The sequence below is a fragment of the Comamonas sp. lk genome, assembly GCF_900564145.1.
In the GTDB taxonomy this organism is placed as follows: Bacteria; Pseudomonadota; Gammaproteobacteria; order Burkholderiales; family Burkholderiaceae_C; genus Comamonas.
Genome location: NZ_UOOB01000001.1, coordinates 1,579,310 through 1,598,695 on the forward strand (window position 1 = coordinate 1,579,310; position 19,386 = coordinate 1,598,695).

14 protein-coding genes and 6 tRNA genes are annotated in these 19,386 nt (G+C 61.1%); 15 read left to right on the top strand and 5 right to left on the bottom strand.

Annotation, left to right across the window (positions count from 1 at the left end):
- Positions 1-76: 76 nt before the first annotated feature.
- From EAO39_RS07060 to EAO39_RS07070, 3 genes are all read left to right on the top strand, one after another.
- On the top strand, positions 77-838 hold the full coding sequence (locus tag EAO39_RS07060; protein WP_120970789.1) for an HAD-IA family hydrolase: 762 nt from the start codon (positions 77-79) through the stop codon (positions 836-838).
- A gap of 68 nt (positions 839-906) precedes the next feature.
- Positions 907-1,749, top strand: coding sequence for a DUF2189 domain-containing protein (locus tag EAO39_RS07065; protein ID WP_120966779.1), 843 nt, complete (start codon positions 907-909; stop codon positions 1,747-1,749).
- A gap of 73 nt (positions 1,750-1,822) precedes the next feature.
- A complete protein-coding gene (locus tag EAO39_RS07070; protein WP_120970791.1) occupies positions 1,823-2,035 on the top strand; it encodes a DUF2788 domain-containing protein in 213 nt (70 codons plus the stop codon).
- A 59-nt stretch (positions 2,036-2,094) separates the two neighbouring features.
- Here EAO39_RS07070 and EAO39_RS07075 read toward each other — a convergent pair whose 3' ends face one another.
- From EAO39_RS07075 to hpnC, 5 genes are all read right to left on the bottom strand, one after another.
- Positions 2,095-3,117 carry a tripartite tricarboxylate transporter substrate binding protein gene (locus tag EAO39_RS07075; protein ID WP_120966780.1) on the bottom strand — a complete coding sequence of 341 codons (1,023 nt, stop codon included), beginning with the start codon at positions 3,115-3,117 and terminating at the stop codon, positions 2,095-2,097.
- Between the two features lie 93 nt (positions 3,118-3,210).
- Positions 3,211-4,566 (bottom strand): hydroxysqualene dehydroxylase HpnE, encoded by a 1,356-nt coding sequence (gene hpnE / locus EAO39_RS07080; RefSeq protein ID WP_120970793.1) that lies wholly within the window; start codon positions 4,564-4,566, stop codon positions 3,211-3,213.
- A complete protein-coding gene (locus EAO39_RS07085) occupies positions 4,563-5,294 on the bottom strand; it encodes a hypothetical protein (RefSeq protein WP_120966781.1) in 732 nt (243 codons plus the stop codon). Before EAO39_RS07085 ends, hpnE begins: the two co-directional genes overlap by 4 nt.
- A 51-nt stretch (positions 5,295-5,345) precedes the next feature.
- Positions 5,346-6,185: a presqualene diphosphate synthase HpnD gene (hpnD, locus tag EAO39_RS07090; protein WP_120966782.1), complete on the bottom strand. Its 840-nt coding sequence runs from the start codon at positions 6,183-6,185 to the stop codon at positions 5,346-5,348.
- 196 nt (positions 6,186-6,381) lie between these two features.
- On the bottom strand, positions 6,382-7,272 hold the full coding sequence (gene hpnC / locus EAO39_RS07095) for a squalene synthase HpnC (protein WP_240466911.1): 891 nt from the start codon (positions 7,270-7,272) through the stop codon (positions 6,382-6,384).
- Positions 7,273-7,471: 199 nt separating this feature from the next.
- Here hpnC and EAO39_RS07100 point away from each other — a divergent pair, with 199 nt between their 5' ends.
- The 12 genes from EAO39_RS07100 (at position 7,472) to EAO39_RS07155 (ending at position 19,211) form a co-directional block, all read left to right on the top strand.
- Entirely contained in the window at positions 7,472-8,731 is a 1,260-nt protein-coding gene (locus tag EAO39_RS07100) for an efflux RND transporter periplasmic adaptor subunit (protein ID WP_120966784.1), read from the top strand.
- Entirely contained in the window at positions 8,728-11,934 is a 3,207-nt protein-coding gene (locus EAO39_RS07105) for an efflux RND transporter permease subunit (protein ID WP_120966785.1), read from the top strand. The genes EAO39_RS07100 and EAO39_RS07105 overlap by 4 nt, the downstream gene beginning before the upstream one ends.
- A gap of 83 nt (positions 11,935-12,017) precedes the next feature.
- Positions 12,018-12,104 (top strand) — tRNA-Leu (locus EAO39_RS07110).
- A gap of 395 nt (positions 12,105-12,499) precedes the next feature.
- Positions 12,500-13,810, top strand: a complete 1,311-nt coding sequence (gene tig, locus EAO39_RS07115; RefSeq protein WP_120966786.1) for a trigger factor — start codon at positions 12,500-12,502, stop codon at positions 13,808-13,810.
- 139 nt (positions 13,811-13,949) lie between these two features.
- Entirely contained in the window at positions 13,950-14,558 is a 609-nt protein-coding gene (clpP, locus tag EAO39_RS07120; RefSeq protein WP_120966787.1) for an ATP-dependent Clp endopeptidase proteolytic subunit ClpP, read from the top strand.
- A gap of 155 nt (positions 14,559-14,713) precedes the next feature.
- Positions 14,714-15,976: an ATP-dependent Clp protease ATP-binding subunit ClpX gene (gene clpX, locus EAO39_RS07125; protein ID WP_120966788.1), complete on the top strand. Its 1,263-nt coding sequence runs from the start codon at positions 14,714-14,716 to the stop codon at positions 15,974-15,976.
- Positions 15,977-16,118: 142 nt separating this feature from the next.
- Positions 16,119-18,533 (top strand): endopeptidase La, encoded by a 2,415-nt coding sequence (gene lon, locus EAO39_RS07130; protein ID WP_120966789.1) that lies wholly within the window; start codon positions 16,119-16,121, stop codon positions 18,531-18,533.
- Between the two features lie 110 nt (positions 18,534-18,643).
- Positions 18,644-18,719 (top strand) — tRNA-Gly (locus tag EAO39_RS07135).
- Between the two features lie 58 nt (positions 18,720-18,777).
- Positions 18,778-18,853: transfer RNA gene (locus EAO39_RS07140), tRNA-Gly, on the top strand.
- 58 nt (positions 18,854-18,911) lie between these two features.
- Positions 18,912-18,987: transfer RNA gene (locus EAO39_RS07145), tRNA-Gly, on the top strand.
- Positions 18,988-19,045: 58 nt separating this feature from the next.
- Positions 19,046-19,121: transfer RNA gene (locus EAO39_RS07150), tRNA-Gly, on the top strand.
- 16 nt (positions 19,122-19,137) lie between these two features.
- Positions 19,138-19,211 (top strand) — tRNA-Cys (locus tag EAO39_RS07155).
- Positions 19,212-19,386: the final 175 nt, after the last annotated feature.

The following is a 19,386-nucleotide window of genomic DNA, read 5'->3' on the forward strand; positions in this document are numbered from 1 at the left end:
GAGGAGCGGCTTAAACACTCGCGGCTTTTATGCCGGGCATGCTGTGCCTGTGGCCAATATTTTGTATTCTTGGCCCATGCATCCTGACTCCACAGAAACTCTCGCCCTCTCCCCGGCTCTTGCCCAGTTGCAGGCATTGCGCCGCAGCGGCCGGATCCGGGCCATCTCCATTGACCTGGACGACACCTTGTGGCCCATCTGGCCCACGATTGCCAAGGCCGAGGCCGTGCTGCTGGACTGGCTACGGCTACATGCGCCGGCAACGGCTCTGCATCTGGGCGATACCGCCACGGTCAGAGCCTTGCGCCATGAAATCGTGGGCTTGCGCCCGGATCTGCAAAGCGATCTGAGCGGCCTGCGCCGCGAGTCCATCCGTCTCGCCCTGCAAAGAGCGGGTGACGATCCGGCCCTTGCCGAAGCTGCGTTCGATGAGTTTTTTGCGGCGCGCCAGCGGGTCGATCTGTTTGAAGACGCTCTGCCCACGCTGCAGTTTCTGGCAGCGCACTGGCCGGTGGTGGCCTTGTCCAATGGCAATGCCGATGTGCATGTGGTGGGCATAGGCCAGCACTTTCATGCTTCGCTGAGCGCCAGCCTGAGCGGCATGGCCAAACCCGATGCGCGCTTTTTTCACGCGGCGGCCGAGGCAGCCGGCGTGGCGCCAGAGCATGTGCTGCACATAGGGGATGACGCGGAGCTGGACGCGCGCGGCGCCATGGATGCGGGTATGCACGCGGTCTGGTTGAACCGTGGCGGCGTAGCATGGCCTTGCGAGGGGCGAGAGCCTCACGTCACGGTGGCCAGTCTTGCGCAGTTGTGTGAGGGGCTGGCCGAGAGCTGACCGAAACGAGAAGCGGCAGGTCGTCGGTCTTGAGGTCAGCAGCCTGGATTCCTGCGTGTGAGCTGCCTATGCCTACCTGCCTGTCCGCCTGTCTTCTCACTCCACCACCGCTTGCGCCTGTCAGAGCCATTGCCTGGAGCCAGCCTTTGGCCTGGCTCAGGCGGGCCGTCCAGGATATGGCGGCTTCCCCGCTGCTCAGCCTGGCCCACGGTCTTGTCTTGATCCTGATCGGCGCCGCCATCTTGACGCTGGGGCACAATCGCTTCTGGCTGATGGCAGGTGCACTGTCCGGTTTTCTGGTCGTGGGGCCTGTGGTGGCTACCAGCCTCTATGCCATCAGCCGCGCCTTGGAGCGCGGCGAACGTGCCGATCTGGCACTGGTGGGCAAGACCTGGTCGCAGTGGCAAAACGGCCATGGGGCGGGGCAGGGCGGCTACTGGTGTCTGGTGCGCTTTGGCTTGCTGCTGGCGCTGGCGGCCACGGGTTGGGTGCTGGTTTCGGCTTCGCTGATCAAGATCATGTCGCCCATCGCCATTGAAACCCCGGCCGACTTTGTGCGGCATGTGGTGCTGGCGCCCGATGGACAGTTGTTTGCCCTGTGGATGGCACTTGGCAGCTTTCTGGCTGCCCCCATTTTTGCGTCCAGCGTGGTGGCCATGCCGCTGATGCTGGACAGACGCGTGACCGTGCGCCAGGCCGTGCTGACCAGTTGGTCCGTCGTTCTGGCCAACCCCGGGCCTCTGGCCTTGTGGGCGGCACTGATTGTGTTGTTGACCTTGCTGGGCCTTGGCACGTATTTGCTGGGGCTGGTGATTGTGATGCCCATGCTGGGCCATGCCAGCTGGCATGCCTATCGCGATCTGGTGGATGCCTCGGTATTCCCCGCCCGCGATGTGCGGCCACCGGCTTGAGGCGTTGATTCAAAGCGCCTGACAGGGGCGCCGTCACCAGGTCCTGGCAGGGAATGAGTAGGACTTGGTTGCTGTGATTTTTGGCTATACAGAAGAACAAATTGCCCATTTTTTCCTGACCTGGGGGGTGGGCGCCTTCATCTTGTTCATGGTGTTCATCATCTTGCAGCTGGCCCGCCAATCCAAGGCCGGCAAGTTCGGCACCTTTGTGATTTTTCTGGGTCTTGGCGTGGGCTTTGTGGGCTATGTGGCCAAGATCGTCATCCAGTGGTGGATGGAAAAATAAACGGCCTTTGAGCGACTGTGTCTGCCGCTCAAAGGCCGTTTGCGGGTTGATGCCAGGATTTAATTGGGCTTGACCTGGGCGCGCTGTAGCACTTTTTGCCAGCGGGTTTGCTCGGTGGCGATGAACTGGGCAAATTGCTCGGGCGTGCTGCCAATGGGCTCGGCGGCATCACCTTGCAGGCGCTTGAGTGCATCGGGCGCCTTGACGGCCTTGGCGCATTCGGCAGCCAGCTTGCTCACATGGGCCTTGGGCAGGCTGGACGGTGCCAACATGCCATACCACTGCGTCATCTCGAAGCCTGGGAAGCCCTGCTCGGCCACGGTGGGTACATCGGGCAGCTGTGCCAGCCGCTGGGTGGAGCCGGTGGCAATGCAGCGCACCTTGCCCGCCTTGATGAAGGGCAGCAGAGCCGAAGCACCCACCGAAGCCGCATCGAGCCGGGCGGACAGCAAGTCCTGCATCATGGGGCCGGTGCCGCGATAAGGCACGTGCAGCATGAAGATATTGGCGGTCATCTTCAGATATTCAAACGCCAGATGCCCGGCGCTGCCATTGCCTGCCGAGCCGTAGCTGAGCTTGCCGGGGTTTTTCTTGGCGTAGGCCACCAGATCGGCAATGTTCTTGATGGGCAGGTCCGGGTGCACCACGTACAGGCTGGGCACTTTGGCCAGCAGGCTGACGGGGACGAAGTCCTTTTTCGGATCGTAGGGCAGCTTGTCGAAAATATAGGGATTCACGGCCAGCGTGCCGATATGGCCGAGGATGACGGTGGACTGGTCATCGGCGCGGGCCACTTCCTGCATGGCGATATTGCCAGCAGCGCCCGGCTTGTTCTCCACAAACACATTCTGGCCCAGGGTTTTGGACAGCTCGGCGGCCGTGGAGCGGGCTACGATTTCTGAGCTGCCACCGGGCGCAAACGGCACCACAAAGCGCACCGGACGGCTGGGCCAGTTGCTCTCTGACGCACGGGCCAGACCAGGCAACAGGCTGGCGCAGGCCATGGCCCCGGCGCCTGTCAGCAGATGACGGCGCGAAATGGCCAGTACCTGGCTGGTGGATGTGTCAAAAGTCGATGCCATGTTGTCTCCGTTTGCTGTTATTGGCTTGTGCCATGGTGGCTACTATGGCTGTCAAACGGCTGTCATTCCTGCATCAGTTGGACTATTGCTGCATCAGGATTTCCCTAGCTGGCCTGCGGCAGCTTGGTTCGAATTGACTACGCTTTTTGCAGCATCAAGCCCACTGAGCACGGCGCCTTCCAACGTGGCGGGGTAGGGGCCGGCCACATAGTCGCCACAGGCCCACAGGCCCTGGCCCAGCTCGGCGCCGGGGCGCTCTACACCCGGCGTGCAGGCAAAAGTGGCCCGCTTTTCGATGACGGTCTGCACGGGCCGTATGCCGCTCCAGCCCAGTTGCTCTCTTGCCTGCTGCAATACCTGGGCTTGCAGGGTTTCGCGGTCGCTGCGGCAGTCGCTGACCACAAAAGCCATCAGTCCTTGCTGGCTGGCGTCGCCTGCATGTAGATGGCCGCGATCAAATACGAACTGGGCCGGATGACGGCTGCTGCTGCGCAAGGCCAGCCAGGGCAGCTGGGCAGACAGGCGCTGCGCGGTTTGGGCATAGACGGTGGCAATCGCCGTGTGCTCCAGCGCCTGGGCCGTTTGCGCCCAGCGTTGATGGCTTGGGTCATTGCGGTCCATGCCCAGCACCAGCCGCGCCGCTTCATGGGGCGGGCAGGCCAGCAGTACGCCGTCATAGCGAGCCGGTGCTGACGAATGTGCATAGGCGCTGGTATGTAGCGTCCATTGCGCACCCTGGGGCTGCAGCGCCAGCACGCGGGTAGCGGTATGAACGGCATGGCCGCCGGCCTTGAGCCACTGAGCGGCCGGTTCGGGAAAGAGGGCGCCGAGACTGACGCGCGGCACCAGAAAATGGGAGCCGCCGCTGCCTGCAAACAAGGCATCCTTGAGCACGCGCAGAAAAATGCTGCCGCTGGCCTGGGCGGCGGGCAGGTTGAGCGCCGATACGCACAGCGGCTCGATGAAATCCTGCATCAGCGGTTCGGGCAGGCCTTGGCAGACATCGGCCACGGTGGCGGCCGGGGCGCAGGCAAAACCCTGCAAGCGCCAGCGTACGGCCCGGGCCAGCAAAGCCCAGCGTTGGCCCGGCGTCCAGCCCCTGGCGCAGGCAATGCCGGCCAGAGCGTCCAGCGGTGCGGGCAGGGCAGGAAAGCGCAGGCCGTTGCCGTCTGCATAGGGCAGAGTCAGGGGCTTGCGCAGCAGTGCTTGCTCGGCCGACACGCCTACGCTGCGCATCAGCGCCAGGCATTGGGTATAGGCGCCGATCAGGATGTGCTGGCCGTTGTCTGCCGTGGCGAGGGCCGCATCGGCCAAACTCAGATTCAGGGCCCGGGCACGGCCGCCCAGGGTTTTGGCGGCTTCGAAAACCGTGGGTTCGTGGCCCGACTGGGCCAGTTGTACGGCAGCGGCCATGCCGGCCCAGCCGCCGCCGATGATGGCAATCTTCATGAAGTCTTGGGTGCGCTGCGGCACAGGGCCGCATGCTCGGCCTCCTGGCCTTGCGGCGCCGGGGCCTGGCAGCGGCGCTGCAGTTCCTTGCGTGCGTTGCGGTCGCCAGCGCCGGCGGCATGGGCCAGCAGCCGCAGGGCGTGAAAGCTCAGCTCGGCATTGGAAATGCTGACTTTGCTGGCCGCAGGGGCCGATGCTGCAACGGTCTGGCCAGCGTTGGCTGCCGGGGCCGCATCCAGCGTCTTGGCGCCATGTAACTGGGGCATGCGCTCTATCACCGTGAAATCGCCGCTCTTGCCGGCCTGGTGCATCAGGTCCTGATAGACCTTCATCATCTGCGCGGTGTCGCCCGTTGTCAGCGCTGCGGCTGGGCGCGAGAGGTAGCTGGCCACCTCGGCAGGCATGGCCATATGGCCGGCATGGGCCATGTCGGCCAGCGGAGCCTTGCCGGCCAGACGGGCGGCATCATCGGCCGCAAAAACAGCGCTGCGGGCTGCAGCGCTCAAGCCTGCACCTGCCAGTTCGGCTCCGCCCACGGCCACGGCACCGGCGGCGCCCACCTTGGCGGCACCACCGGCCTTACCCGCCGTGGCTGCGGCCTTGCCGGCTTTGCCCAGCAGGCCCCAGAACGCGTAGCTGCTGGGTGCCGCTGCCAGCAGCGATGCGCTGAGCAGGGCGACGGCGATGGGGCGCAGGGCGCTGTATGGGGGGCGGGCAGCAGACTTCATGGCGTAAGCAGGGCTAGGACTGGATGCAGCAAGCATGCCGGCTGCGGCGGCTTACATCAAGCCCAGGGCCTGCATCTTCCAGGCCAGCCACAGCTTGCGCAGCGGCGGCAGGCTGATGCGCTGGTGCAGCACCTGAAAGTTCTCGGACTCGATTTCGCGCAGCAGCGTGCGGTAAATGCTGGCCATCATCAGGCCGGGCTTTTGCGTACGGCGGTCGGCTTGCGGCAGCAGGCCCATGGCCTTGTCATAAAGCCCGTGGGCGCGTTCGGCCTGAAAGCGCATCAGCGCCGTAAAGCGTTCCGAGTACTCGCGCTTGTTGATCTCATGGGCCTTGACGTCGAATTGCTGCAGCTCGCTGATGGGCAGATAGATGCGACCGCGCATGGCGTCTTCGCCCACGTCGCGGATGATGTTGGTGAGCTGGAAAGCCAGACCCAGCGTGTGGGCGTACTCGGTGGTGCGCTCATCGCTCTGGCCGAAGATACGTGCCGCCACCTCGCCCACGATGCCGGCAACCAGATGGCAATAGCGCTCCAGGCCGGCAAAGTCCAGATAGCGGGTCTGCTCCAGATCCATCTGGCAGCCTTCGATCACGGCCTGCAGATGGCGCTCTTCGATGCCGAAGGTTTTCACATGCGGCATGAGGGCCAGGGTGACGGGATGGGTGGGCTGGCCCGCAAAGGCCTTATGCACCTCGTTGCGCCACCAGGCCAGCTTGGTGGCAGCCACGCCGGGGTCGGTGACCTCGTCCACCACGTCGTCCACTTCCCGGCAAAAGGCGTAGAACGCAGTGATTGCAGCGCGGCGGTCTTTGGGCAAAAAGAGGAAGGCGTAATAAAAGCTGCTGCCCGAGGCGGCGGCCTTGTCTTGGACGTACTGATCCGGATTCATAGGGGCTGGATTGTCCCACGGCTGCCATGCTGGCTGGAGCGGGCACTGAAATGACGGGGATGATTGCAATCGCCATCTGGGGCGACGCAATCAAATTGATAGCTCGATGCGCTTGTTGTTTATAGCGCATCAACGCTTTTTCCTTCAATTTACTGAGGTTGGCATGCCCGGGCTGGCCAGCGATTACATCTGGCGATCACATCCAGCAGGCCTTCCACAGCAGGCCAGGCGCATCGGTCTTGCCCACCTTGACGCGCTGATAGAGGTTGCGCCCTTGCATGGCGTCGAGCTTACCCAGAATGCACAAGCCGCCTTGCACCACCAGGCGCAGCTCCCAGCCCATGCGACCGGGCAGGCGGTGCACCAGGGGCGCGCCTTGCTCCATCAGGCGGCGAGCCTGGGCTGCCAATTCGGCCAGCAGGCTGCGTACGGCGGGTGTGAGTGCGGATGCTTTTGGTTTGATAGCGCTTCGCGCAAGCTGGTGGCGGGATAGATCGCCATTGGTGAGGTAGTGGCGGCCGCGCGGTAAATCCTGGCTCAGGTCCTGCCAGAAGTTGATGAGCTGCAAGGCCGTGCAAATGGCATCGCTTTGCTGCAGGGATGTTGCGTCGTTTACGCCGTAGAGGTGCAGCAGCAAGCGCCCTATGGGATTGGCCGAGCGGCGGCAATAGTCCTGCAGCTGCGCGCCATCGGCATAGAAAGCCTGGTCGGCCGTCATGCGTACATCCTGCTCGAAGGCACTGAGCAAGTCTGCCAGCAGCGGCTTGGGCAGTTGCCAGGCCTGCATCTGGGCGGCCAGCGGCGCAAAGATATGCGGCCAGGCCGTGCGCGCCAGCATGACGGTTTCGTCCTCGGTGGCCAGTCGCTGCAGATCGGCACCATAGGCCTGCAGGGCGGCAATGCGCTGGGCGGGGCTGTCCGTGCCTTCATCCGCCAGATCATCGGCCGTGCGGGCAAAGTGGTAGATGGCGGCAATGGGCGCGCGCAGCTGCGGCGGGCACAGCCACGATGCCACGGGAAAGTTTTCGTAGTGGGTGACCGCTGCCGGTGCAGCGCTGGCTGGGATTGTGTCGCGTACTTGATTCACAGGCCGTATTGTGGGGTGGGAAAGTGGATGCCCTGCGCAAGCGGGTTGGCCGACCGTTCCACATGCTGTTGCAATTGCGGGCTTGCCCAGCCATTTTGTACTTGCAAAGTGCACAATCCCTGCTGCTTTCGGTGCGCGCCGGGCTGCTTGCCGTGTGTTGCGCATCGCTGTTTTCATGAGCCGATCAATACAGAACACCATGGCTTTTACGCACTACTTCCCGTCTGTTTCTTCTGTCTCTCGGGGCAAGTCACCCCGGCAATGGCTGGTGTTGTCGGCCGTGGCTGGCGCTGTATTGCTGTCGGCCTGCTCCAAAAAGGAGACGCCGCCAGAGCCGGTGCGCGCCGTCAAGCTGGTGACCGTGGGGGCTTCGCCCGTGCAGGCGCAGCTGGAGTATTCGGGCGATGTGCGTGCGCGCATTGAATCGCGCCTGGGCTTTCGCGTGGCCGGCAAGATCATCAAGCGAGAAGTAGAGCTGGGCCAGCATGTGAAGGCCGGCCAGGTGCTGGCGCGTCTGGATGCCAAGGATTACCAGCTGAGTGCCGACGCGGCCCGCGCACAGCTGGCTTCGGCCACCACGCAGCGCGATCTGGCCGAAGCCAATGCCAGGCGCTTTCGCTCGCTGAGAGCGCAGAACTTCATCAGCGCCGCCGAGATGGAAAGATACGAGGCCAACCTCAAGGCCGCCCAGGCCACGTTGGAGCAGGCCCAGGCCCAGCTGTCGGCCCAATCCAATCAGACCCAGTACACCCAGCTGCTGGCCGATGCGGATGGCGTGGTCACCGCCGTGGAGGCCGAGCCCGGCCAGGTGGTGTCTGCGGGCGCCACCGTGGTGCGCATTGCGCAAGACGGTGCACGCGATGCGGTTTTCAGCGTGCCCGAGGACAAGCGCACGGCCGTGAAGATAGGCCAGAGCGTGCAGGTGATTCCCTGGGCCGATGAGTCGGGGCGCCTGAGCGCTTTGGTGCGCGAAGTGGCGGCCAGTGCCGACCCTGCCACCCGTACCTATCTGGTGAAGGCGGCCCTGCAGGGCGAGCCCATGCCGGCGCTGGGCTCTACCGTTCGCGTGCGTCCGGCAGGCATGGGCATGGGGCTGGAAGCGGGCGCCAACGCCATCAAGCTGCCGACCACGGCGCTGCGCCAGGAGGGCGGCAACGGCCAGGGCACGGCCGTGTGGGTGTATGACGCGGCCAGCAGCACCGTCAAGCTGCAGCCGGTGAAGGTGCTCACGGCCGATGGCAACGAGGCGGTGATTGCCTCGGGTCTTGCAGCCGGCATGCAGGTGGTTGCCACGGGTGTACATGTGCTGACACCGGGCCAGAAGGTGACGGTGTACCGGGATAAATACGATAAATCCAAGCCAAACAAGCCTCAAGCCCAATCGGATCAAGCACCGGAAGCTATCAAAACTGAGGCGGCAACCGAAGCCAAGCCTGCGGCTGCGGGAGCTGCTCAATGAGTTCGCCACACAAAAAAGCTTCGGGCGATCATTTCAATCTCTCGCGCTGGGCGCTGGACCATGTGGCGCTGACGCGCTACTTCATCGTGGTGCTGATGGTGATGGGCTTTGCCGCCTATTTCCAGCTGGGCCAGGATGAAGACCCGCCCTTCACCTTCCGCGCCATGGTGATTCGCACCTACTGGCCCGGCGCCTCTGCCGAGCAAGTGGCCCAGCAGGTGACGGACAAGATAGAGCGCACGCTGCAGGAAGTGCCGTATGCGGACAAGATCAGCAGCTACTCCAAGCCCGGCGAATCGCAGGTGATCTTCCAGCTGCATGACACGTCGCCGCCCAAGGAGGTGTCCCAGATCTGGTACACGGTGCGCAAGAAAATCGGCGATATGCGCTATACCTTGCCGCAAGGCGTGCAAGGGCCGTTTTTCAACGACGACTTTGGCGATGTGTACGGCGTGATCTATGCCTTGCAAGCCGATGGCTTCAGCTACGCCGAGCTCAAGACCATGGCCGACGATGTGCGCCAGCAACTGCTGCGCGTGCCCGATGTGGCCAAGGTGGACCAGTTCGGCGTGCAGGACGAGAAGGTTTATGTGGAACTGTCCCAGCGCGCCACGCAGCTGGGTCTGGACATGCGCCAGGTGATTGATCAGCTCAACCAGCAAAACGCCGTGGCTTCGGCAGGCGTTCTACGCACGCCTGCCGAGACCATTGTGCTGCGCGTGAACGGTCAGTTCGCCGATATGGAGCAGCTGCGCGACATGCCCATACGCGGCCCCAGCGGAGCGCAGCTGCGCCTGGGCGATATTGCAGAGATCCAGCGCGGCTACGCCGATCCGGCCAATGTCAAGGTGCGCTTTCAGGGCGAGAACGCCGTGGCCCTGGGCGTGTCCATGGTCAAGGGCGGGGACATCATCGCCTTGGGCGAGGCTTTGACCCAGACCACGGACGGCATCAGCCGGTCTTTGCCGGCGGGCGTCACGCTCAAAAACATGCAAAACCAGCCCAAGGCCGTGGCCGATTCGGTGAACGAATTCGTGCGTGTGCTGATCGAGGCCGTGGTGGTGGTGCTGGCCGTGAGCTTTATCAGCCTGGGCTTGCACCGGCGCGAGGGCCATCAGCCGCTGTGGAAGCGCTGGTATATAGACCCGCGCCCGGGCCTGGTGGTGGGCATCACCATTCCCCTGGTGCTGGCTGCCACCTTCCTGGCCATGTGGTACTGGAACATAGGCTTGCACAAGGTTTCTCTGGGCTCGCTCATCATTGCGCTGGGCTTGCTGGTCGATGACGCCATCATTTCGGTGGAGATGATGGTGCGCAAGATGGAAGAGGGCTACGACAAGTACCGCGCCGCCACCTTCGCTTACGAAATCACGGCTAAGCCCATGCTGACGGGCACCTTGATCACGGCGACCGGCTTTTTGCCCATAGGCATGGCCAAGTCCATGACGGGCGAATACACCTTTGCCATCTTTGCGGTGACGGTGATTGCGCTGGTGCTCAGCTGGTTTGCCTCGGTGTACTTTGTGCCCTATCTGGGCCTGTTGCTGCTCAAGAAGCCGCCGCACGCAGCCACGCTGCCGCCCGAGGTGGCGTCTGGCGAAATCTCGGCAGAGGAGGCCGGCATCAACACCGAAGCCAGCGAGCACGATGTGTTCGACAGCCCTTTCTACAACCGCTTTCGCCATACGGTGGACTGGTGTGTGCAGCATCGCTGGCTGACGATTGGCGCCACGGTGCTGGTGTTTGCGCTGGGGCTGGCGGGCATGGGCAAGGTGCAGCAGCAGTTCTTCCCCGACTCCAGCCGCCCCGAGGTGCTGGTGGATATCTGGTTCCCCGAAGGCACGGCGCTGCAAGCCAATCAGGACGTCACGCTGCGCGTGGAAGAGCGCTTCATGCAGCTGGAGGGGGCGGAGACGGTCAGTGAATGGATTGGCTCGGGTGTGCCGCGCTTTTATCTGCCGCTGGATCAGGTTTTTCCGCAGAACAATGTCTCGCAGTTCATCATCGTGGCCAAGGATTTGAAGGCCCGCGAGGAAATTCGCAAAAAGCTGCCGGCGCTGATGGCAGAAGAGTTTCCCGAGGTACGGGCCCGCGTCAAGCTGCTGCCCAATGGGCCGCCCGTGCCTTACCCCGTGCAGTTCCGCGTCGTGGGCTCTGACCCGGCCAAGCTGCGCGATTACGCGGACGAGGTGAAGAAGGCCATGATGGCCAACGCGGACATGCGCGGTGTGAACGACAACTGGAACGAGTCCATCAAGGTCATTCGCCTGCAGGTCGATCAGGACAAGGCGCGTGCTCTGGGCGTGACCAGCCAGTCTCTGGCCGAAGCCACCAGCCAGAACTTCAGCGGCATCACGGTGGGCCAGTACCGTGAAGGCGACAAGCTGATCGAGATCGTGATGCGACCGCCCAAGGCCGAGCGCGATGCCATCACCGATATTGCCAATGTCTATGTCACCACCAGCGCGGGAAAATCCATCCCGCTGACGCAGATCGCCAAGCCCGTCATGGCCTGGGAGCCCGGTGTGATGTGGCGTGAAAAGCGCAATTTCGCCATCACCGTGCAAGGCGATGTGCGCGAAGGTCTACAAGGTGCAACCGTGACCAATGCCTTGTTGCCCGAGCTGCGCAAGATGGAAGGCAGCTGGCATGCGGCGGGTGATCTGGGCTATCGCATCGAAGTGGCGGGTGCGGTGGAGGAAAGCTCCAAGGGCTCGGGCGCCATCGTGGCCGGCATCCCGGTGCTGCTTTTCCTGACCTTCACCTTGCTGATGCTGCAGCTGCGCAGCGTCAGCCGCTCGCTGCTGGTGTTTGTGACCGGGCCTCTGGGCATTCCCGGCGTGGCGGCGGCCTTGCTGCTGCTGAATCGGCCCTTCGGCTTTGTGGCGCTGCTGGGTGTGGTGGCTTTGATGGGCATGATTCAGCGCAATTCGGTGATCCTGATCGACCAGATCGAAACCGGCCGCGCCAAGGGCGTGCCGGCCTGGGATGCCATCATTGAAGCGGCTGTGCATAGGCTGCGCCCCATCGTGCTGACGGCCGCGGCCGCCGTGCTGGCCATGATTCCGCTGACGCGCAGCGTGTTCTGGGGCCCTATGGCCGTGGCCATCATGGGCGGGCTGATTGTGGCGACCGTGTTGACGCTGCTGGCGCTGCCCGCCATGTACGCCGCCGTGTTTCGCATCAAGCGTGACACTGCTTAGGCCTGTATTCGCGAAAGCCGCAAATTTGCGGCTAGAATCTGCGCCTTGACCCCAGCAAGCGTGGATTCGCGCATTGCTGGACCGCGCGGGTGGCGAAATTGGTAGACGCACCAGGTTTAGGTCCTGACGGTGGCAACACCGTGCCGGTTCGAGTCCGGCTCCGCGCACCAGATTTTTCAGTCACCCTGTCCGGGTCACTGCCGTATCAAGCCCGTACCCCCTCGCAGGTGCGGGCTTTTTTCTTGTCCGCGCCCTTTACGTACAGGCGTTTGTCAGCCTTCGCGGGCAAACCCTGCATGGCGCTCGCCAAGGGTTGACGGCGCCTCGTTATAATGGTCGGCTTCGCCTGTATCCGTTTTGTGCGGTCCGCTCAAGTGGGATGCTCGCCCGGTGCAATGAGAAATGTGCTTTGTCACTTTTCCAATATTGCCCAGTGCTGGATGCAGGCTATCCGGAAAATCTGAGGTGCCGCATGCCGCAAGACGTGCGCGCACCGTGACTTTGCGCAATACGGTGCAGGTTGCAGGCGCAGCCCGCACGGTCCACATCCCTCATAGGAAAAATCATGGCCGTTAACGTTGAAACTCTTGAAAAGCTCGAGCGCAAGATCACGCTGAGCGTGCCCCTGTCCGCTATCCAGTCCGAAGTCGAGACTCGCCTGAAGAAGGTTGCTCGCACTGTGAAGATGGACGGCTTCCGTCCCGGCAAGGTGCCCATGAATGTGGTGGCCCAGCGTTATGGCTACTCCGTGCAATACGAAGTGCTCAATGACAAGGTGGGTGAAGCCTTTGCCCAGGCCGTGAACGAAGCCGAACTGCGCGTTGCCGGTCAGCCCAAGATCACCGAGAAGGAAGGCGCTGCCGAAGGCGAAGCCCAATTCGAAGCTGTGTTCGAAGTGATGCCCGAAGTCAAGATCGGTGATCTGACTACGGCTGAAGTGGAAAAGCTGTCCACCGAAGTGGACGACGCCGCCATCGACAAGACCATCGACATCCTGCGCAAGCAACGTCGCACTTTCACCGAGCGCGCTGCTGGCGAAGCTGCTGTGGACGGCGACCGCGTGACCGTGGACTTCGAAGGCAAGATCGACGGCGAGACTTTCTCCGGCGGCAAGGCTGAAGACTTCCAGTTCCTGGTTGGCGAAGGCCAGATGCTCAAGGAATTCGAAGACGCAACCCGCGGCATGAAGGCTGGCGAGTCCAAGACTTTCCCCCTGGCTTTCCCCGCTGACTACCATGGCGCCGATGTGGCCGGCAAGACTGCCGACTTCCTGGTGACCGTGAAGAAGGTGGAAGTTGCCAACCTGCCCGAAGTGAACGAAGAATTCGTGAAGACTCTGGGCGTTGAAGGCGGTTCCGTGGAAGCGCTGCGCGCCGACATCAAGAAGAACCTGGAGCGCGAAGTCAAGTTCCGCGTGCAAGGTCGCAACAAGCAAGCCGTGATGGACGCTCTGGTGTCCAAGGCTGAGCTGGACCTGCCCAAGGCTTCCGTGCAAGCCGAAGTGGCCCGCCTGATGGAAGGCGCCCGCGCCGAGCTGGAACAACGCGGTATCAAGGATGCAGCCAAGGCTGAAATCCCTGAAGACATCTTCCTGCCCCAAGCCGAGCGCCGCGTGCGCCTGGGCTTGGTGGTGGCCGAGCTGGTCAAGTCCAACAATCTGCAAGCCACTGCCGACCAGATCAAGGCTCACGTGGACGAGCTGGCTTCCAGCTACGAAAAGCCCGAAGACGTGGCCCGCTGGTACTTCAGCGACCGCAACCGTCTGGCCGAAATCGAAGCCGTTGTGATCGAAAACAACGTGACCGAATTCGTGCTGGGTCAGGCCAAGGTCAGCGACAAGGCTGTGTCCTTTGACGAGCTGATGGGCCAGGCCTGATAGCTTGACCTTTTATCGACCCGGCCGGCAAAGACGGCAGGTGTCGATGAGTTGAAAAGGCGGGGCTTGTGCTTTTGCGCACAGGCCCCATTTTCTTTTCAGAATGCGGCTACAGTAGGCGCATAGCACTGGAGAAAACATGAGCGCATTGGATACATTGGGTTTGGGCATGGTGCCCATGGTCATTGAACAGTCGGGTCGCGGTGAGCGCTCCTATGACATTTATTCACGCTTGCTCAAGGAGCGCGTGATTTTCCTGGTGGGTGAGGTCAACGACCAGACTGCCAACCTCGTGGTGGCTCAGCTGCTGTTTTTGGAAAGCGAAAATCCCGACAAGGACATTTCGTTCTACATCAACTCTCCGGGCGGCAGCGTGACGGCTGGCATGGCGATCTATGACACCATGAACTTCATCAAGCCGGATGTCTCGACACTGTGCACAGGCATGGCTGCCAGCATGGGTGCTTTCCTGCTGTCTGCAGGCGCCAAGGGTAAGCGTTATGCTTTGCCCAATGCCCAGGTCATGATTCACCAGCCTTTGGGTGGTGCGCGTGGTCAGGCCACCGAGATCGAAATTCATGCCCGCGAGATCCTCAAGACGCGCGAGCGCCTGAACCGGATCCTGGCGGAACGCACCGGTCAGCCGCTGGAAAAAGTCCAGCATGACACCGATCGTGACTATTTCCTCACGGCCGATGAGGCCAAGGAATATGGTCTCGTGGATCAGGTGATCAGCAAGCGTTCTTGAAATATGTAGCGCCGGGCCCTGTGCTACTTTGGTTCACAGGGCATTGCCCTTCATACCCGCATGGGCCCGCTGGCGGCGTTTATCCTTGACGGGAAACGCCGCCTTCGCTTTGGTTATCATTTATTTTCGTTTTTTCGTAACGAGGCACAGCCCCCATGGCCGATAAAAAAGGCTCTTCCACCGAAAAGAATTTGTATTGCACCTTCTGTGGCAAAAGCCAGCATGAGGTCAAGAAGCTGATTGCCGGCCCGTCCGTCTTCATCTGCGACGAATGCATAGACTTGTGCAATGAGATCATTCGCGACGAGCAGCCTGCTGCCGATGCCAAGGAAGCTCGCAACGATCTGCCCACGCCTTCCGATATCAAGACCAATCTGGACAGCTATGTGATTGGTCAGGAGCAGGCCAAGCGCACTCTGGCCGTGGCGGTGTACAACCACTACAAGCGTCTGCGTTACAAGGACAAGGCGGGCAAGGATGAGGTGGAGCTGTCCAAGAGCAATATCTTGCTGATCGGCCCTACAGGCTCGGGCAAGACCTTGCTGGCCCAGACGCTGGCGCGCCAGCTCAATGTGCCGTTCGTGATGGCCGATGCCACGACACTGACCGAAGCCGGTTATGTGGGCGAGGACGTAGAGAACATCATTCAAAAGCTGCTGCAAAGCTGCGAGTACGACGTGGAACGCGCCCAGCGCGGCATTGTCTACATCGACGAAATCGACAAGATTTCGCGCAAGTCTGACAACCCCAGCATCACCCGCGACGTATCGGGTGAGGGTGTGCAGCAGGCTCTGCTCAAGCTGATTGAAGGCACGATGGCCAGCATTCCGCCCCAAGGTGGACGCAAGCACCCCAATCAGGATTTTCTGCAGATCGATACGACCAACATCCTGTTTATCTGCGGCGGTGCGTTTGCGGGTCTGGAAAAAGTGATCGAGAACCGCACCGAAGCTTCGGGCATCGGTTTTGGCGCCTCCGTCAAGAGCAAGAAGCAGCGCTCCATCTCTGAAGTGTTCCAGGAAATTGAGCCTGAAGATCTGATCAAGTTCGGCATCATTCCCGAGCTGGTAGGTCGCATGCCTGTGGTGACGGCTCTGGCGGAACTGAGCGAAGACGCGCTGGTGCAGATCCTGACCGAGCCCAAGAACGCTCTGGTCAAGCAATACAGCAAGCTGCTAGCCATGGAGGGCGTGGAGCTGGAAATTCGCCCCACGGCCCTCAAAGCCATCGCCCGCAAGGCTTTGGCCCGCAAGACGGGTGCTCGCGGCCTGCGCTCCATTTTGGAGCAAGCGCTGATCGGCACCATGTTCGAGCTGCCCACTGCCGAAAACGTGGAAAAAGTGGTGGTGGAAGAGTCCACCATCGAAGATGGTAAAACCCCGCTGCTGGTTTACCGCGAGGCGGCCAAAAAGGCCTGATACTGTGGGTGCGAGGCGGCCGGTGGCCGCTTCCCGCAGGCCTGAAAGGCAGCACTCCCCGGAGCCGGGAAAACATTTGTGGCCCCGGGGTTGAAATACACCGGTAAGCGGACCATCTTCCGCTGAGAAACCGAGGAAACCTATGTCAGGACAAACCCCTTTGCCTTCCACACCGCTAGACCTGCCACTGCTGCCATTGCGCGATGTGGTGGTGTTCCCGCACATGGTGATCCCCTTGTTTGTGGGCCGCGCCAAGAGCATCAAGGCTTTGGAATTGGCCATGGAAGGCGACCGCCGCATCATGCTGGTGGCGCAGAAAACGGCCTCCAAGGATGAGCCGGCCGCGGAAGACATGTTTGATGTGGGTTGCGTCTCCACCATCTTGCAAATGCTCAAGCTGCCTGACGGCACGGTGAAGGTGCTGGTCGAAGGCCAGCAGCGCGCCCTGGTCAAGCAGGTCAACGACGAGGAAACGCATTTCACCTCTTCTGTGACGCCCGTGGAGCCTCAGGAAGGCGTTCATGAGCACAGCGAGATCGAGGCACTGCGCCGCGCCGTGACCCAGCAGTTTGACCAGTACGTCAAGCTCAATAAAAAAATCCCTCAGGAAATCCTGACCTCGATTGCCAGCATTGACGATGCCGGCCGACTCGCGGATACGATTGCGGCCCACCTGCCTCTCAAGCTGGAAAGCAAGCAGGCAGTGCTCGATCTGGTGGATATCAAGGAGCGCCTGGAGAATCTGTTTGAGCAGCTTGATCGTGAGGTCGATATCCTCAATGTGGACAAGCGCATCCGTGGCCGCGTCAAGCGTCAGATGGAGAAAAACCAGCGTGATTTCTATCTGAACGAGCAAGTCAAGGCGATTCAGAAAGAGCTGGGCGAGGGTGAAGAAGGCGCTGACATCGAGGAGATCGAGAAAAAGATCAAGTCGGCCAGAATGCCTGCGGAGGCTCGTAAGAAAGCCGAAGCCGAACTCAAGAAGCTCAAGCTGATGTCGCCCATGTCGGCGGAAGCCACCGTGGTGCGCAACTACATCGAGGTGTTGACGGGCTTGCCTTGGAGCAAGAAGACCAAGATCAAGCACGATCTGGCCAATGCCGAGGAAGTGCTCAACGAAGATCACTTCGGCCTGGAAAAGGTCAAGGACCGCATTCTTGAATATCTTGCAGTGCAACAGCGCGTGGACAAGGTCAAGGCGCCTATCCTGTGTTTGGTAGGCCCTCCTGGTGTGGGCAAGACTTCGCTGGGGCAGTCCATTGCCAAGGCCACAGGGCGCAAGTACGTGCGCATGGCTTTGGGTGGCATGCGTGACGAAGCTGAAATTCGCGGGCACCGCCGCACCTATATCGGCGCCATGCCGGGCAAGGTGCTGCAGAGCCTGGAGAAGGTGGGCACGCGCAATCCGCTGTTCCTGCTGGACGAAATCGACAAGCTGGGTATGGATTTCCGTGGCGATCCGTCGAGCGCCTTGCTCGAAGTGCTGGATCCCGAGCAGAACCATACCTTCGGCGATCATTACGTGGAAGTCGATTTCGACCTGTCAGACGTGATGTTTGTGGCGACCTCCAACTCCATGAACATTCCGTCGGCCCTGCTGGATCGCATGGAAGTGATTCGTCTCTCGGGCTATACCGAAGATGAAAAGACGAATATCGCCATCCGCTATCTGTTGCCCAAGCAGATCACCAACAACGGTGTGAAGGAGGGCGAGCTGGATGTGACGGAGTCTGCGATCCGCGACATCGTGCGTTACTACACCCGTGAAGCCGGTGTGCGTTCGCTTGAGCGTGAACTCTCCAAGATCTGCCGCAAGGTGGTCAAGGGGCTGCAACTGGGCAAGCTGCAACCCAAGGTGGTCGTGTCGGATGCAAATCTGGACGAGTATCTGGGCGTGCGCAAGTTCAGCTATGGCCGCGCCGAGCATAACAACCAGGTGGGCCAGGTGGTCGGTCTGGCGTGGACCGAAGTGGGCGGCGATCTGTTGACCATCGAGGCTGCGACCATGCCCGGCAAGGGTGTGATCACCCGCACCGGTTCTCTGGGCGATGTGATGAAGGAATCGGTCGAGGCTGCTCGTACCGTGGTGCGCAGCCGCTCGCGCATGCTGGGCATCAAGGATGAGGCTTTCGAGAAGAGGGACATCCACGTTCACGTGCCGGATGGAGCAACGCCCAAGGACGGCCCCAGCGCCGGTGCGGCCATGACCACGGCTTTTGTCTCTGCGCTGACGGGTATCCCCGTGCGCTCCGACGTGGCCATGACGGGTGAAATCACCTTGCGCGGCGAAGTCACTGCCATTGGCGGTCTCAAGGAAAAGCTGCTGGCGGCTCTGCGTGGTGGCATCAAGACTGTGCTGATCCCTGAAGAGAACGCCAAGGACCTGCAGGAAATTCCGGATAACGTGAAAAGCGCTCTGGAGATCGTGCCGGTGAAGTGGATCGATCAGGTGCTGAAGGTGGCTTTGGAGCGTCTTCCCGAGCCATTGACTGAGGAGGCCGTGCCCGCTGTGGCTGCTGCCGAAGCCAAGCCAGCCGGAGCTGCTATCAAGCATTGAAGGTGTTTTTATGAAAAATGTGGCGTTTTTCCTGAGCGCTCTCAGAACTGCGCTACAATTCGATCCATCGCAGCAAACAACGTTGTACAATGTTGGGCTTCGGTAGATATGCGGGAATAGCTCAGTTGGTAGAGCGATACCTTGCCAAGGTATAGGTCGACGGTTCGAACCCGTTTTCCCGCTCCAGGTTTTCAGGATCTGTAGCAATGCAGATCCGGCACAGAAAGCGAAAGCTTTTTGTATTGCGGGAATAGCTCAGTTGGTAGAGCGATACCTTGCCAAGGTATAGGTCGACGGTTCGAACCCGTTTTCCCGCTCCAGGTTTTCAAGATCTGTAGCAATGCAGATCCGGCACAGAGAGCGAAAGCTTTTTGTATTGCGGGAATAGCTCAGTTGGTAGAGCGATACCTTGCCAAGGTATAGGTCGACGGTTCGAACCCGTTTTCCCGCTCCAGGTTTTCAGGATCTGTAGCAATGCAGATCCGGCACAGAAAGCGAAAGCTTTTTGTATTGCGGGAATAGCTCAGTTGGTAGAGCGATACCTTGCCAAGGTATAGGTCGACGGTTCGAACCCGTTTTCCCGCTCCAGGTTTTTTGTGATGACGGCGCGATAGCAAAGCGGTTATGCCCCGGATTGCAAATCCGGTTAGACCAGTTCGACTCTGGTTCGCGCCTCCAGATTTCTCCAAGGAAATCAACAAGTTAGGCCACCCTCACGGGTGGCCTTTTTGTTTTTACACGCGCAAAACCCCCGCAAAAACGATGCTGACCGCGCGTCATTCGCGGTCAAACCACGCGTGGAACTTCATTCTTGCCGTCCACACGAGTACACTTTATATAGCTGTTGTTTTAT